Annotated in this window: 13 protein-coding genes; 11 read left to right on the top strand and 2 right to left on the bottom strand. The window is 41.7% G+C overall.

What is annotated here, in order from left to right; all coding sequences use genetic code 11:
• Nucleotides 1-723: 723 nt before the first annotated feature.
• Complete coding sequence (locus QT716_RS06325) at nucleotides 724-1,524, bottom strand: ATP-grasp domain-containing protein (protein WP_317935203.1); 801 nt, start codon at nucleotides 1,522-1,524, stop codon at nucleotides 724-726.
• Entirely contained in the window at nucleotides 1,521-2,387 is an 867-nt protein-coding gene (locus tag QT716_RS06320) for an ATP-grasp domain-containing protein (protein WP_317935202.1), read from the bottom strand. The genes QT716_RS06325 and QT716_RS06320 overlap by 4 nt, the downstream gene beginning before the upstream one ends.
• 88 nt (nucleotides 2,388-2,475) lie before the next feature.
• On the opposite strand from QT716_RS06320, the gene QT716_RS06315 reads away from it, so the two are divergent.
• The 11 genes from QT716_RS06315 to QT716_RS06265 all read left to right on the top strand — a co-directional run bounded on the left by QT716_RS06315 (nucleotide 2,476) and on the right by QT716_RS06265 (nucleotide 15,496).
• Nucleotides 2,476-3,699 (top strand): bifunctional folylpolyglutamate synthase/dihydrofolate synthase, encoded by a 1,224-nt coding sequence (locus tag QT716_RS06315; protein WP_317935201.1) that lies wholly within the window; start codon nucleotides 2,476-2,478, stop codon nucleotides 3,697-3,699.
• A gap of 57 nt (nucleotides 3,700-3,756) precedes the next feature.
• Nucleotides 3,757-5,460 (top strand): GGDEF domain-containing protein, encoded by a 1,704-nt coding sequence (locus QT716_RS06310; RefSeq protein WP_317935200.1) that lies wholly within the window; start codon nucleotides 3,757-3,759, stop codon nucleotides 5,458-5,460.
• 16 nt (nucleotides 5,461-5,476) lie between these two features.
• Complete coding sequence (locus tag QT716_RS06305) at nucleotides 5,477-7,201, top strand: sensor domain-containing diguanylate cyclase (protein ID WP_317935199.1); 1,725 nt, start codon at nucleotides 5,477-5,479, stop codon at nucleotides 7,199-7,201.
• Between the two features lie 133 nt (nucleotides 7,202-7,334).
• The gene (locus tag QT716_RS06300; protein ID WP_317935198.1) at nucleotides 7,335-7,778 is read left to right on the top strand and encodes a type IV pilus modification PilV family protein; all 444 of its coding nucleotides are present in this window, start codon (nucleotides 7,335-7,337) and stop codon (nucleotides 7,776-7,778) included.
• Nucleotides 7,771-8,214 (top strand): hypothetical protein, encoded by a 444-nt coding sequence (locus QT716_RS06295; protein WP_317935197.1) that lies wholly within the window; start codon nucleotides 7,771-7,773, stop codon nucleotides 8,212-8,214. The genes QT716_RS06300 and QT716_RS06295 overlap by 8 nt, the downstream gene beginning before the upstream one ends.
• A gap of 1 nt (nucleotide 8,215) precedes the next feature.
• Nucleotides 8,216-9,757: a DUF7305 domain-containing protein gene (locus tag QT716_RS06290; RefSeq protein ID WP_317935196.1), complete on the top strand. Its 1,542-nt coding sequence runs from the start codon at nucleotides 8,216-8,218 to the stop codon at nucleotides 9,755-9,757.
• 10 nt (nucleotides 9,758-9,767) lie between these two features.
• On the top strand, nucleotides 9,768-10,001 hold the full coding sequence (locus QT716_RS06285) for a hypothetical protein (protein WP_317935195.1): 234 nt from the start codon (nucleotides 9,768-9,770) through the stop codon (nucleotides 9,999-10,001).
• Nucleotides 10,002-10,045: 44 nt separating this feature from the next.
• The gene (locus QT716_RS06280) at nucleotides 10,046-11,548 is read left to right on the top strand and encodes a G5 domain-containing protein (RefSeq protein ID WP_317935194.1); all 1,503 of its coding nucleotides are present in this window, start codon (nucleotides 10,046-10,048) and stop codon (nucleotides 11,546-11,548) included.
• Nucleotides 11,549-11,572: 24 nt separating this feature from the next.
• Nucleotides 11,573-13,231: a GspE/PulE family protein gene (locus QT716_RS06275; RefSeq protein WP_317935193.1), complete on the top strand. Its 1,659-nt coding sequence runs from the start codon at nucleotides 11,573-11,575 to the stop codon at nucleotides 13,229-13,231.
• 13 nt (nucleotides 13,232-13,244) lie between these two features.
• Nucleotides 13,245-14,282: a type IV pilus twitching motility protein PilT gene (locus QT716_RS06270; RefSeq protein WP_317935372.1), complete on the top strand. Its 1,038-nt coding sequence runs from the start codon at nucleotides 13,245-13,247 to the stop codon at nucleotides 14,280-14,282.
• A 2-nt stretch (nucleotides 14,283-14,284) separates the two neighbouring features.
• Nucleotides 14,285-15,496, top strand: coding sequence for a type II secretion system F family protein (locus QT716_RS06265; RefSeq protein ID WP_317935192.1), 1,212 nt, complete (start codon nucleotides 14,285-14,287; stop codon nucleotides 15,494-15,496).
• The last annotated feature ends 22 nt before the right edge of the window (nucleotides 15,497-15,518 follow it).

Raw genomic sequence — 15,518 nt, 5'->3', positions numbered from 1 at the left:
CTTAGAAAGTGCTCATAAATCTCGGGAAACGCTCATAAAACTTGGAAAGTGATCATAAATCTCGGTAAGTGCTCATAAAAATTGAAAAGTGCTCATAAATCATGAGAAGTGCTCATAAATCTCGGCAAGTGCTCATAAAACTTGAAAAGTGCTCATAAATCGCGGAAACAGCTCATAAATCTCGGGAAACGCTCATAAAACTTGGGAAGTGCTCATAAATCTCGCGGAACGCTCATAAAACTTGGGAAGTGCTCATAAATCTCGAGAAACGCTCATAAAACTTGGGAAGTGCTCATAAATCTCGGGAAACGCTCATAAAACTTGGGAAGTGCTCATAAACCTCGCAGAACGCTCATAAAAGTTGAGAAGTGCTCATAAACCTCGCAGAACGCTCATAAAAGTTGAAATGTGCTCATAATGCTGTGAAAGTGCTCATAAATCTCGGAAATCGCTCATAACGTGTAAGGAGAATCATTTTAATGGAGAGGATACGAACAAAAAAGCGCGAAGCGCCTACCAATTAATCCCTTAAAGCACGTGAATTGTGTCTCGTTATCGAGAAATTTAGCGAAGTATCGGAGAAATGTCCCATAGTGATGGAGAAACACCACCTAGTGTATAGCAACATGCTCCAAGTGTCGGACAATCCACCTATTCTGTCGGACAATCAAAAAACTGCCCTTTACCAAATAAAAAACCCTTACAAAGTGCAAACTATGCACTTCATAAGGATTTCAACAACTTTTTATGGATATGCCGCATAACTTCCTGCGCCACATTGAGTTCGCTCGTCTCATAAAGCGACCGCGCTCCAACAGGATCCTCGATTTCATTTAACAGCCAAACGCCGCCGTTATTTTGAATGAAGTCAACCCCGATATAATCACTTTTCAATGCTTTCGCGATTCTTTCCGCAAAGTCCCGAAGCGGAGCAGGTGCATCAAATCGTTCAGCGGTTCCGCCCAAAGTGACATTTGCCTTGAAATTATTCACACCCGTACGCCGAACCGATCCAACAACTTCGTCACCAATGACGTACAAACGGATATCTGATGAATTATGTTCTATGAATGGTTGCACGAGCAGCTGCCTCCCGATATAGCGTGAAATCGTCTGTTCAACCTCAGCAACAGTTTCACACAAGTGAACATCTTCTCCACCATGACCATCGACAGTTTTCACAACGACCGGATACTCGTGAATCGCATCAGCTGACGTCACCAACTTAGTTGGAATTGCAGGAATGCCTAGCAGCGCACCAAGTTGAAACGTCTGCAATTTATCATTCGCAATCCGGTTCACCTCACTGCGGTTCACAACAAGCATGCCGTCCTGCTCCCATTTCCTGCTCACTTCAAAATCCCGCCCGCGATAGACAATGAAATCAGCAGAATCTAACCCCGTCTCATCCTCAACTCGCAGTTCCACGTCGAGATCGTACACGCTGCCTGCTTTTATGAGTTCGTCAATGAACCAACGATTACGGACCGCGTCGGCCTCTTCATAATAGATAAACCCTTTCATCGAATCACCTCTAAAATGTATGCAATCATCGCATCCGCGACGTTAATGCCAGTAACATTATAAATATTTCGAATGTGCGCAGCCGCATTCACTTCACACACAAGCGGCTGCTCGTCCCGGTCGAATAACAGATCCACGCCTGCAAAATCGGCACCAACAGATTTTGCAGCACGCAGCGCAACATCAATCTGCTCGTCCGTCAGCTCAACAACTTCAGCGACTCCGCCATTCGTAATATTTGCTCTGAAATCGGTCTCGGAATGACGGTACATGGCAGCAATTACTTGTTGACCCACTACATTGACCCGAATATCACGACCGCGGCTTGAGGCGATGAATTCCTGGAATAGAAAGTCGACACCACGCAATTCATCCACTTTTTCGTAATATTGCTGTTCCGTTTCTATCAGGTAGACATTCATTCCGAACGAGCCACGTGCTTCTTTAATAATCATCGGAAGCTCCAGTTCACTCAACACGCGTTCGTAATAGCCGCTGTCCCGGATAGTGAACTTCGGATACACTTTGGGAGCCAAAATTGTGCGCGGCATCGGAATCTGATCGTGTGCAAGAGCAATTGCTTGTTTAGTTTTATTGTCACAGCGCTCAATCACTTCGGGATCATTGAAGACAGGAATGCCAAGTGATTGCAAATATGTTGCAAGCACAATGTCTTTATCCAAAAACACGACAAAGTCGGGAAGCGAATCGGTTGGCGCTGTCACATCCATAAGCACTTCGTAATTCTTATAAATCCTAGGGGAAACACCTGCGCGTTCAGCGGCTTCTTGAATCAGTTCTGCCTGATCCCTGAATTTGTCATTCACTAAACTGCCATTATAAATAATCCAACAACTCTTCAAATAAAACCCTTCCTTCTCGTGCTATACTTTTATAAAAAGCCAGATACAGGCGATTGACTATAAGTTTAGCATAAGGTGGAGAAAAGATATGATTCCAAAGTTGGACGAATATAGAAAAAGAGTAAAAATCACCAGTGATAATAATATAAAACCGGGGCTTGCTGCGATCGAACATGCGATGGAACTCCTCGGGTCGCCACAAGATAACGTACGGACAATCCATGTTGCGGGGACAAATGGCAAAGGCTCGACCATTCGATTCATGGAATCGATTCTTCTAGAAGCAGGACTGAGTACGGGTGTATTCACGTCACCTGCAATGATTGATATTCATGACCAGATTCGTTTGGATGGTGAAAACTGTTCTGAAGAAGAACTGACGAAATCATTTCAGACAATGAAAGCAGCGGGGCTCGATGGATTACTCACAGATTTCGAATTGCTGACGGCTGCGGCGTTTGTCACTTTTGACAGAGTCCAGCCGGATGTTGTGCTGATTGAATGTGGAATGGGCGGACGTTTTGACAGCACGAATGTTATCACACCAGTTGTTTCAGTGATTCCGTCTATTGCAATCGATCATGTAGGATTTCTTGGGGACACCATTGAAGAGATAGCGTGGCACAAAGCCGGGATAGTTAAAAAGGGAATTCCAGCAGTGTGCGGTCAGTTATCGGAAGAAGCAGCGAGAGTAATAAAAGAGATTGCGAAGGAGACGGAAAGTCCTCTGTATCTGTATGGACAAGATTTTTGGATGAATGAAGAAAGTCCGGAACAATTTCACGGATCAGAAATTATTGAACTCCCAAGCCGGAAAATGAAAGGACCACATCAAGCGAATAACGCGGCAGTCGCTATTGAAGCGCTGCTACATTCAGGTGTGTCACTGCCGTGTGAAGCAATCCAATCAGGTATCGCAAAAGCCCAGCTGGCCTATCGATTTGAAGAAGTCGCTCCTAATCTATTTTTTGACGGGGCTCACAATCCAGCGGCTGCCAAAATGCTGACGTCAACCATTCAACAACAATTTCCAGGGGAAACTGTCGATTTCGTCATTGGCATGATGGGGAATAAAGACGTAAAAGCAACATTAGATGAATTGATTCCAGTGGCGCATTCATTTACATTTCTCGACTTTAATGTGCCGGGCGCAGCATCTGCAGAAGTTTTGTATAATCAATGCTCATTTGGAAATAAAAAGGTAAAAAATAATAATATGTTATTCAAATGTAATTCAAAAGACCTAAATAAAAAGAAAATAGTCTCAGGTTCATTATACTTGCTAAATAGTCTAAGGTCTCATATAATTTAACTATCAATAGATAGAAAATTCCGCATACCCGGATGACGATTTGGAGGAATGAAGACGATGAACTTGAAAGGCCGGCCAATGGTAGTGTTGCTTTTGCTATGGATTCTGATTGTGCCGACCGGCATCGTTTTTCTTCTTAGTACGCAGCCAATCCCCGATGTAAATATGCTCTGGATTACACTTTCTATTTTCTTTGGATTCCTCAGTATTTACTTTCCGATTATTTACAATGGCAAATCTGTCATTCTTTTTGTATGGTTTACGCTTCCTATATTTTTATTGTACGGTTTAACGACTGAGCTCCTTTTGACACAGATTATTGTAGCGCTAGCTGTGTTTGCCCGGTATAAAACGGGTGATGTGCTATATCGCTTCCTGTATAATTCGTTAGCTTATTTCCTTCTGTCTATCGCTGCTGCCGCTGCTTACTTTTTGACGGGTGCCGAAGTAGGAGAAATGTCTTTCTGGCTGCTGATCGGCAGTGTATTAGTTTATCAGATTGTGTACTCATTGCTGTACGACGGGATTTTTAAACTTTATAGTGTTCTGACCGGCAGAACCCGGCTTGATACATTGAAGGAAACCATTCTTCTTTATTTACGGATGATTATGGCCGTTCCACTCGCATTATCATTGTATTTATTGCTGATTCACTATGGCTTTATCGGGTTTTTGTTGATAGGGATTCCGTTCTTTACTGTGACTATCATTCTTAGATTAAATACACATAAAGAAGATTTGAATAGCTATATTCAAGCTGTTGGTGAAATCGGTCAGCAACTCGCGAAGATGACGACAGAAGAAACAGTGATTGACAAATTTATGTCTGAAACAGCAGCATTATTTCGAGCGGACTATTTATATTTGTTCGATAATCACGACGGTTGGCTGGAACCGGCACAGTTTTACTATGAAGGTCTAAAGGCGGAAACACCAGACGTTCGATTAGCTAGCGGGGTGGGGATAGCGGGACGAATTTTGTCCAGAGAAGAAGGTTTTCTTTATTCTCGACGTGATGAATGGATTCATCATACAGTTACGACTGTACCGGATAGTATTGAAAGTCTATTGTGTGTCCCGTTGATCCGGCACCAAAAAATCGTAGGCGTGTTTTTACTAGGAAGTAAAAAGAGAGGTAGCTTTAAAGAATTCCATTTAAATGTGTTAGACCTTCTAAGTTCTTATTTCATCGTAGCAGTTGAAAAAGCACTGTATATTGAAAAAGCGGAGCGTGAAAGTAATCGATGTGCGCTTACGGGTCTATATAATTATCGGTTTCTAGAAAACCAATTGGAAAAAGAAATGGCGTTACTCAATCGTACGATTCATCAAAATCTTGCTGTCGTCGTGTTGGATATTGACCACTTTAAGAGGGTCAATGATACGTATGGGCATGAAAATGGCAATCGTGTACTGAAGCAGCTGGCAGATTTATTGCAACGGATGGCTCCTGAAAAAGCGACAGTCGCAAGATATGGCGGCGAGGAATTCGTTTATATATTGCCGGATCTCGATAAAGAAGCTGCTCTTATATTTGCTGAAACATTACGTCAAGAGATTGAAAAGTCAAAAATAATCGTTACTAACGATTTGTCTGATAATGTGAATGACAGGATTATTCATATTACTTCGAGCATAGGTGTGTCTGCAGCGCCTGCAGATACGGATGAAGCGCTTGCGCTGCTGCGAAATGCAGACCGCGCCCTATACATTGGAGCAAAGCAAGCCGGACGTAATCGCGTAGGAAGTTATATGAAGTGAAGTGAGGGGATGGGACATGATGAATGTATCGCGTAAAGAATGGATTGCCTTTTTGTTATGGCTTTTCATCGTTCCGACATTCGTTTATATTGGCTATTCCGATTTCCCTTATTTTGATATTGATTATGGTTTTATTATCGTCAACTTTGTGATGCTGATCATTGCAATGAGTGTGGTCTTTCAAATATCATCGGTTAACCTGTCAGTGGAGCGCTGGATTATTTTTGTCGTGTTTTTTCAATACGGTTTTTTTGCTGAAATGATTTTCATGCAATTCGCACTGCTTCTCTCTCAGTTTTTACGCAAATCCAACTTACCCGCGTTTTATCGATTTACTACTAATTCCCTTATGTTTGGTATTGTTTCTATTATTAGTGCAACAACCTTCCACTTAGTAGGAGGAAGACTTACGGATATGTCCACGTGGGGATTTGTTGTTGCAGCATTGGTTTATGCTTTGTCTTATTCGTTCTTTAACAGTTTCGTATTGTACCTCATGCTGAAGTTAGAGAAGACTTCCGCAGATATGGTAAAGAAGATTTCTATATGGGATTTTACAATGACTATGATTGTTTTACCATTGGCGATTGCGTACAGTTTGCTGACAGATATAATTGGAGCTTTTTCGGTGTTGTTACTTGGAGCTCCATTTTTATTCATCCTTTTAATAATACGGAAATTTGCGTTTTCAGATGAGCTGAATAATAAATTATCTTCAGCGGTAGAAATTGGCCATGAGCTGACGGAGAGTTTAAAAACTTCTGAGGTAGTGAAGGTGTTTACTAAGAAACTGCGGGATGTGGTCAACTATGATCAAGCGTACATTTTGGATGTCAGACACGGAAACGAACTGTTGCTCCTCGTCTGTTCTGAAGCAGGATCTATATCGAGTAAAGCTGAGTTTTTTGAATTTCATTCCGATGCATTCCGAACGTTATCAACTACGTCTATCGAAACGTTTAAATCGAATAGAGATGTGCAATCGTTAGAACACTTAAAGTTTAGTTCGGCAGTACAAAGTGTGATGACAGCACCGATCTTACGTGCAGGACGAGTGGAAGGGTTCGTTGTGTTGACATCGTTTAGAAAAAACTTTTTCGAAGAATTGGACAAAAAAATGGTAGGTTTGTTGAATGGTTATTTTGAAACATCCATCATGAAAGCATTCCATTATGAACAGACCATCGCGAAAAGTGAAGTGTGCGGCTTAACAAAATTATCTAATTACCGATATTTAAAGAAACAGTTAAGAGAAGAAATGAATCGGTTCGAAAATAAGGAGCTAGAAACGCTCTCGACAATCATCATGGACATCGATCATTTTAAGTCTATCAATGATACGTATGGACACCAAAGTGGTAATGAGATATTGATCGAATTCGCTAAACTTCTAAAGAAGTATGAAACCGAAGGCAGTACGTTAGCGAGATACGGGGGAGAGGAGTTTGTGCTCTTACTGCCCGACTTGTCTAAAGAAGAAGCAATTAGGTTGGCGGAAGGGATCCGGACAGAAGTGGAAACGCATTTGTTCAGGATCACGTCGGATTTATCGGAAGATTATCAATCAACTGCAGTACATGTGACAGTAAGCCTAGGGGTTTCTTCAATTCCGGAAGACACCCAGTCGGAGAACAGCTTGTTGCGAAATGCAGATCGGGCGCTGTATATCGGAGGAAAACAAGCTGGGCGGAATCGAGTGGGTGTTTACGAAGCAGACGGCAGACAAGCTGTTGAAATATAGAAAAGATTAAAAGACTAGCGAAAGCTGTCTTTTTTTGTAGAATAATTGAATGATAGGCTATTGAATTCAAACGTGCAGTCCGTTATGCTTAGAACTAGGAAAAAGGAACGAATGAGGTGAGAAAGTGCGACGAGTGTTTAAATTTAAATGGGACTCTGGGATGAGTCTTGTGGAAATTCTGGCATCGATTGTTATTTTAGGCATAGTTATCGTTTCTTTTATGTCTATATTTAGTCAATCCGCACTTCATAACAAATCTACCGATCAAATTATTAATGGTTCTAATTACGCTAGTGAACTAATGGAAAACTTTGTTTTAATGTCCCACAAGGGCAGTCCTTTGGAAAGCGTCCACAATTTCTTAGTTAACGAAAAGCATTTCAGAAAAATATCCAAGCTTCATTTTTTAGGAGAAACTTCAGAAGAGAAAATTGATGTTGAATTCATTTTGGAAAATCCGGCTGGTTATGAAAATTATAAAGTCACAAGAGTTATTATCCAGACTGTTAACGATAATACTGGAACTAAAAATACTATAGCAGAATCATTGTTGTATTGGAGATCCGATAATGAATGAACGATTGAATAATGAAGGGTTAACATTAGTCGAGGTATTGGCTGTAGTAGTTTTACTATCATTTGTTTTTTTATTGATAGCATCTACTCAACTTTTTGGTCAACGGGAATATAATACCCAATCCGAAAAAATCATGAATGAGGAAAGTGTTCAATTCTTAATCAAAGACATTACAAGGGAAATAAGAAAAGTTGACGATAACTCCAAGATTAAAATAGGAACAACTCATACTGTTTTGTCCATAGGGGACGTTGTTTACAGTTTACAGGACAATGAGTTGAAAAAGAATGACTCAGTATGGGCAACTGACATCAGTGATTTTAATGTGAAATTTAATCCTGCAAGAGATACGTTGTCGATATTAATTGTAAGTAATGGATCATCAAGAACTAGTGATCATCTTCAAACTTCAATATACCTAAGAGAGGGAGATTGATTTGAAAAAACAAAATGAAGATGGTTACACGTTAATAGTCGTTTTGATGGTCCTTTTAGTTTTTTCTGTTCTAACTGCTTCAATTCTGGGGTTGACTGTAAGACATCACACTTCGGGGCTACAGGAAAGTAATGATAAATCAGCTTTTTACATAGCAGAAGCAGGCTTGAACTATGCAGTAAAAGATATTGAAAAAATAGCTAAGGAAGAATTAGTTAAGTTTGCTCCTACTGAGAAATTGAGTGTAGCCGAACAAAAGGAAAGGTATTTATACGCTGTAAAAAATGCTGTAAAAGATAATCCGGTATATCCTTATAAATTCAATGCACAAAACAACTCAAAACCGATAGTAGCAATTACTATTTTGAAAAATGAAGAAAAAAACAAATTGAAAGTTATATCAACTGGAAAAATCAGCAGTAAAACACGTAAGCTAACCCAATACGTCACGTTGAAATATGCTTATCTTAATGAGGGAGAAAAGCCTGGAAAAGACGAAGAGCTGCCTCCTATTAAAAATCCTGACTTGAAATATCCTGATAATACAGCTGTCTTTGTAAACAATAAAATTAGTTTAACAGGCGGTGCTTCTATTCACGGTAATATTGGAACGAACCTTGAACAAAGTAATTCAATAACTTTTTCTGGTGGTTCCAAGTTAACCGGTTCAATCTATGTACCAGCAGGATTTGAAAACAAAGCTCTTAATAAGGAGCATTATCTTGACATAGGTTATCCGCTAGGCTTACCAGGGAAGGTCAACTTTAATCTTCCTGAATTCCCTTCATATCCGTCCTTGGTGAAAATGAACGATTTAGAAATTGGGCCAAATGAATATAATAGGAAAAAAGTAATAATGAATGGCTCTTTATTTATTGATAACTGGATTACCGATAATTACACTTTACGTTTAGATAAAAACTATAGCTTTAACCAATTCATTGTAGATCAAGATAATGATTTAAATATTGACATGGGAAATGAAGACCGAATTTTGGTTGTAGATGATTTAAAAATTATAAATGGAAAGATTAACTTTGTTGGAAAAGGTAATTTAACAATAATGGTGAAGAAGACGATAACTATGGGTTCAGGAAGTGTAATAAATACTTCCAAAGATACAAAACGATTAAAAATATATTTAGACAACGATAAAATTACTCCAAATAATCTAGAAGTTACTGGAGCTCAAAAAATTTATGGTTCATTATTTGCTAAAAACACAAATATTACCATAACCGGCGGAGGAGGTTTCCAAGGGAATATCATTACTGGCGGAAAGAAAGTCGTTATTAGTGGTGGCGGAAGCGCACTATCTACACTTCTGCTTGCACCAAATGCTGATGTCACATTGAATGGCGGCGGAAAAGTTAATGGTGTTATTCTTGGTAAGTCCTTGACAATGGATGGAGGAACAGCGGTGAACTTTGGCGAATTTGACATCAATCCCGACGAATTTTTCCCTCCTCCGGAAAAAGAACAGCCAGTATACAAGCCGATTTTTTCTGAAGTAATAAAAATTGATAAAGTAATTGAAGAATAAGAGGGATACTATGCTGATTTATATCTTATTGTTAATTATAAACTTAATAGCTGTAAGTGCTGTATTTTTCTTTTCTGGAAAACTTCCTAAATACTCCATGTGGATAGTTTTGTTAGGAAGTACAATATCTTTCGTTGGGGTCTTGGCATCACAAATGATGTCGTTCATGTATGCCTTGTTATTTATTTTTGGCCTTTCTTTTGCGACTGCGATACTGCTTGCGAAAAAGCAAGAGGCTGAATAAATATGAATCGTATTGAAAATTAAAGTAGGGGAGGCGGCCAGTACGTGGGTAATCGATCGGTTCTAACTTATTTTATATACATTTTGGGCGCTTCGCTGCTGTTCTTCTGTGTCGCCACTGCAGGTTCAGCCGCAGCAGATACATTCGTATTCGGCAAACGTTTTGGAGATCATACTTATGCGGGTCCTTTTAATTTATCGAAACAAACTGACCAAGAAGCAGAAGTGAAACTGCGTTCTGAACTATTGGGTATGCAAGACAAATTACAGGCGGATTTAGTCTATCAAGATACAACCTTCCAGATGCCAACTGAACTCGTGGAATACAATCCAGCTGCGACTGTAGAACAAGCGCAGTCAGAATCTGAGAATTCATTAGTTGCAACTGTATCGGAAGACGGTCTTCGCACGCTGCTCAGTCAGGAGCTGCCAATGCTTACTATTTCAGATTCCGAGATTGCCTCGATTGCGGCTGGGATTAGCAAAAAGTTAGAAACGGGTATTATGCCGCAATCGGTAACATTGACTGATTATCTGGAATCGTCGCAGCCAACTACTGAAATCGCAACTTCATCGGTTGCAGTGAATGGATTCACAAGACCTATGTTGGATGTTTTAGAAGAGTTGGATGGTTTCCAAATGAAGCCAAAAACGCCTTTTTCATTACTTACATTCATTGATGAAGTGCAGCCGGGCTTATTAGAAGAAGATGAGCAAACGATACTTGCTTCCGCTCTTTACAGTGCTGCGCTTCAAACGAACTTTTGGGTGGAAGATCGAACAGTTCGCCGTGCGTTAACAGAAGCCGTTCAACCTGGTTTTGAAGCAGCGATTAATCCAAATCTTGGGCTGGATTATGTGATGACGAATCCTAACGATACGTCTTATACAGTTCATGCAAATTGGAAAGATGGTTCTTTAAACGTGTCTATTGAAGGGTTGCCGCTGCGATATGAATACGAACCTTATGTTGCGGAAACAAATAAATTCAAACCGAAAACGGTCGTTCAATATAGCGAAGATTTATTAACAGGACAAGTAGTTGTTGCAGAACCGGGGAAAGATGGGTTCGAGATAATCGTACAGCGCAGGATCTATGAAGATGGCGCCCTTCTCTCAACCGAGCCTGTTTCAGAAGACTTTTATCCACCTGTATCTCGTGTAGAACAGCTTCCGTTAATCGCACCGGAATCATCTAGTAACAATGACGGGCAACCGAGTGATTCGTCAGGGAATTCAGGACCGAATGATTCAAATAATTCGTCTGGATCGGGTTCATCCCCTATTGCTGATGGAACTAATTCTAACGATGATAATTCATCATCGGACAACAATTCTCCTGATGGAACGAACTCAAATGGAAACGATTCTTCGAATAATAATTCGCAAAATGGATCGGGTGGCACTAATAATTCGAATTCTAACGGAACGAATGGTTCGAATACGAATAAGCCTTCTCAAAACGGCGGAAATTCAAATGGGGATTCTACTGCAAATCCCGATAAAAAAGAACCCGTATATGACAAAGGTGGTCAATTGGTCGAGTAAACCCGATTTGGAGGTAGATTCTTAATGGCGGCACCAAGAAAAAGATTAGGAGACTTACTAGTTGAGTCGGGATTGATAACAGAGGCGCAATTAGAGATGGCGCTTGCTGAAAAACCGAAAGACCAGCGTCTCGGGGATGCGTTACTTGGACGCGGCTATATTACGGAACAGCAATTGATAGAAGTGCTTGAATTCCAACTGGGGATTCCACATATCAACTTATTCCGCTATCCGTTCGATCCGAAATTGTTCAATATTGTTCCTAAAGAGTTCGCTAAGCGCAACTTGCTCGTTCCGCTGAAAGCGGAAAGTGACCGATTGTTTGTTGCGATGAGCGATCCGATGGACTACTTGACGATTGAAGATTTACGGCTATCGACTGGATTCCATATTGAAACAGCCATCGCATCGAAAGACGATATTTTGCGAACGATTTCCAAGTATTACGAAGATGAATCGTTTGATGAGATTTTTATTGATCAACCTGAAGACAACAGCGAGCAGCCTGACGAACTGACAGACTTGGATTCACCAGTCGTCAGACTTGTCAATCAGCTGATGGTCTCAGCGGTTACACAAAAAGCGAGTGATATCCATTTGGATCCCCAGGAGAACGAACTCGTCATTCGTTTCAGGTTGGACGGCATGCTGAAAACGGAGCGCGTTCTACCGAAACATATGCAAGGCATGCTGAATGCCCGCATTAAGATTCTGGCTAACTTGGATATTACGGAACAGCGTCTTCCGCAAGACGGCCGTATCAAAACGACAATTGACTTCAGACCGATCGATTTGCGGGTCTCGACACTTCCTACGATTTTCGGTGAAAAAATCGTCATGCGGATATTGGATTTAAGCAGTTCTCTGAGTGACTTGAAAAAACTTGGCTTTAATCCGTTGAATTTGGAACGGTTTTTGACTGAAATTGAACGACCGAACGGAATTGTCCTGATTTCCGGGCCGACGGGTTCAGGTAAATCCTCGACATTGTATGCGGCACTTAATAAATTGAATCGTGAAGAAGTCAATATTATCACTGTGGAAGACCCGGTGGAATATCAGCTTTCCGGGGTCAATCAAATCCAAGTGAATCAAAACGTCGGGTTGACGTTTGCAACGGGACTGCGCTCAATTTTGAGACAAGACCCGGACATCGTCATGGTCGGAGAAATCCGGGACCGGGATACTGTTGAAATCGCAATTCGTGCATCACTCACAGGACATCTCGTGTTAAGTACAATCCACACCAATGATTCTGTCGCTTCAATTACTAGATTGCTGGATATGGGCGTTGAACCGTTCCTAGTTACCGCTTCTTTGAATGCGGTTGTCGCACAGCGTCTCATCCGAAAAGTCTGCCGGGATTGCGGAAAAAGAATGCCTGCCACTACACGCGAGAAAGAAATCTTCGCGAAACGCGGCATGACAATTGAAGAAGTGAACCGCGGAGCGGGCTGCGCTTCTTGTAATATGACGGGCTATCGCGGCCGTGTTGCAATCCATGAAGTGTTGTTAATCGATGATCCGATGCGTGAATTGATCAATAACCATGCAACGCCTGCAAAAATGCGGGAAGCTGCGGTCAATAGCGGAACTATATTCTTAATTGACGACGGATTGGAAAAAGTAAAACAGGGAATGACAACAACGGAAGAGGTTCTCCGCGTTGCGCTTCCAGAATAGGAGGGATTTCATGATGAAACAGCAGATCGATGATGTGCTGACGAAAGCGGTGGAATTGAAGGCTTCGGACATCCATTTGACGATCGACTCTCCACCCGTTTTCCGCATCAATGGGGATCTGAAACGATACGGGACGGACCCGCTTGATGAACAATTTACGATGGGTGTTGCACGGGCAACCGTTCCGGATGAATTATTTCCGGATTTTACCGATAACGGTCAGATCGACTATTCGTATGAAGTCCCGAACGTTGCAAGGTTTCGGGTCAATGCGTTTCAACAGCGGGGCGTGACGTCACTCGCATTCAGAACGATCCCGACAGATATCCCGACAATCGAATCATTGAATATGCCAGGGATTTTAAAAACTTTGGCAGAGACGAAACAAGGTTTGATACTTGTGACGGGGCCAACTGGATCAGGTAAATCGACGACATTAGCCTCCATGATCGATTACTTGAATCAAACTTCCCGAAAACATATTTTGACGCTGGAAGATCCGATTGAGTATATGCACAGTCATGGGTCAAGCATCATCGATCAGCGGGAAGTCGGATTCGATACCGATTCTTTCGCAGATGGATTGCGTGCCGCACTTCGCCAAGATCCTGATGTGATACTCGTTGGAGAAATGCGAGATTTAGAGACGATCTCAACTGCAATCACTGCAGCGGAAACGGGTCACTTGGTGCTCGCGACGCTGCATACGTGGAGTGCTGCTTCTACGATTGACAGAATCATCGATGTATTCCCGCATGGACAGCAAGCGCAAATCCGAGTGCAATTAGCTGGAGTACTGACGGCGGTGCTATCTCAACGGCTGCTGCCGACGAGAGATCGATCTGGCAGACGCGCGGCAACGGAACTGATGATCAACAATTCAGCGGTTGCAAATTTAATCCGTACAGAAAAGGTCCATCAAATTCCGAATGTCATTCAAACGAATCGGGCAAGCGGAATGCATATGATGAATACATCCGTCAAAGAGCTGATGGATGGCGGAGTAATCAGTTATGATACCGCTGAGCCTTATTTGCAGGAGGAATCGTAACCGTGGCTCGATTTAAATATGAAGGAAGAGACGCAAAATCAGCTAAAACTGGCATCATTGTTGCCGATAACAAAAGAGATGCTGCACTTAAGCTGAAACGCGAGGGCATCCGTGTGAAAACGATCAGCGAACAAGCGGAGACGACGCTGACGAAAGAAATCATGATCGGAAAGCCAGTGAAACGCCAGCATTTCATCATGTTTTTACGACAGTTCTCAACACTGCTGCGAGCAGGCGTAACGATTGTAGAAGCGATTCGCATATTATCTCTCCAAGTGGAGGGCAAACAGTTTAATAAGATTTTGACTGAAGTAAACGGGGATTTACGGACGGGCGGAGCGTTATCCGATTCGTTAGCAAAACACCCGAAAGCGTTCGAACCGCTGGTCATTAATATGATTAAGGCGGGAGAGTTGTCGGGTACGCTTGACGACGCGCTGGATCGACTCGCAATCCACTATGAGAAAGCTTATAAAACACGTCAAAAAGTGATGTCCGCATTGTCCTATCCAGTCGTTGTCGGCATTGTTGCGGTTGGCGTAGTCATTTTCCTGCTGACATTCGTTGTGCCTATGTTTGTCGACTTGTTTGACAGTGTCGGAGGAGAACTGCCGCTGCTTACTAGATTTGTTATGAATGCAAGTGATTTTGCGCTTTCTTATTGGTATGTGCTCGTGATGGTCGTTGCTGCAATTGCGATTGGGTTTTACTTAATGAGAAACAATCCCGCAGGAAAAATGATGCTCGATACGTTATTACTGCGGTTGCCGATTTTCGGAGACATCGTGAAGAAGTCCGTTCTTGCGACATTGACGCGCACATTGAGTTCGTTATTTTCAAGTTCCGTTCCGATTTTACAATCGATTTCGATGACAGAGAAAGTTGTTGAAAATGAAGTGATTAAGAAAGTGCTGGTGAAATCCCGAGAATCATTGGAACGCGGAGGATCTCTTACACAGCCAATGGAAGGGCACTGGGCTTTTCCGCCATTGATCCCGCACATGATCGCAATCGGGGAACAGACAGGATCATTGGATTCAATGCTTGCGAAAGTGGCGGACTTTTACGAGAGTGAAGTCGATGCTTCAACAGAACGTCTAAAAGCACTCATTGAACCGATTATGATTGTATTACTTGCGGGGTTAGTCGGGACTATTGTCCTTGCAATTTTATTACCGATGTTCAGTCTCTTTAATGAAATAGATAATTTGTAACAAATTGTTCTTTAGTTCTAGT

Origin of the sequence: Sporosarcina aquimarina (assembly GCF_033253705.1) — a bacterium.
GTDB classification, from domain to species: Bacteria; Bacillota; Bacilli; order Bacillales_A; family Planococcaceae; genus Sporosarcina; species Sporosarcina aquimarina.
Note: the sequence above shows the minus strand (reverse complement) of the source record. Positions and strands in the feature narration are given on the sequence as shown.

Excerpts from the sequence above, each read along its gene's own strand:
- QT716_RS06275 (WP_317935193.1), top strand. The coding sequence starts at position 11,573 with ATGGCGGCACCAAGAAAAAGATTAGGAGACTTACTAGTTGAGTCGGGA.
- QT716_RS06270 (WP_317935372.1), top strand. The coding sequence starts at position 13,245 with ATGAAACAGCAGATCGATGATGTGCTGACGAAAGCGGTGGAATTGAAG.
- QT716_RS06285 (WP_317935195.1), top strand. The coding sequence starts at position 9,768 with ATGCTGATTTATATCTTATTGTTAATTATAAACTTAATAGCTGTAAGT.
- QT716_RS06315 (WP_317935201.1), top strand. The coding sequence starts at position 2,476 with ATGATTCCAAAGTTGGACGAATATAGAAAAAGAGTAAAAATCACCAGT.
- QT716_RS06295 (WP_317935197.1), top strand. The coding sequence starts at position 7,771 with ATGAATGAACGATTGAATAATGAAGGGTTAACATTAGTCGAGGTATTG.
- QT716_RS06310 (WP_317935200.1), top strand. The coding sequence starts at position 3,757 with ATGAACTTGAAAGGCCGGCCAATGGTAGTGTTGCTTTTGCTATGGATT.
- QT716_RS06305 (WP_317935199.1), top strand. The coding sequence starts at position 5,477 with ATGATGAATGTATCGCGTAAAGAATGGATTGCCTTTTTGTTATGGCTT.
- QT716_RS06325 (WP_317935203.1), bottom strand. The coding sequence starts at position 1,524 with ATGAAAGGGTTTATCTATTATGAAGAGGCCGACGCGGTCCGTAATCGT.